Origin of the sequence: Variovorax glucosi (assembly GCF_051216695.1) — a bacterium.
In the GTDB taxonomy this organism is placed as follows: Bacteria; Pseudomonadota; Gammaproteobacteria; order Burkholderiales; family Burkholderiaceae_C; genus Variovorax.
On record NZ_JBPJZE010000424.1, the window covers coordinates 1 to 320 of the forward strand.

Consider the following 320-nt stretch of genomic DNA (forward strand, 5'->3'; position numbering starts at 1 on the left):
AGTCTTCGAGGCCGCCAACGTCGCCGACGCGCTCGCGCTGTACGAAACCCATCAGGCTTCCATCGGCCTCGTGCTGCTCGACCTGGCCCTGCCCGACACGCACGGCCTGAGCGGCGTGGCCGAGTTCCGGCTGCGCTTTCCCGCCGCGCGGATCGTGGTGCTCTCGGGCACCGGCAACAGCACGCTGGCGCAGGGCGTGCTCGCGCTGGGCGCCGCCGCCTTCCTGCCGAAGTCGGCCGACCTGAAGGAAGTGGTGAGCTTCATCCGCGCCTGCGGCCTGCTCGATCCCGGCGCGGCGGAGGTGCCGCCACCGGCCGTGC

Annotated in this window: 1 protein-coding gene; it reads left to right on the forward strand. The window is 72.8% G+C overall.

The features are described from left to right. The coding region (locus tag ACSFA3_RS26205; protein WP_435508216.1) for a response regulator at positions 1 to 320 on the forward strand (320 nt) is incomplete at both ends.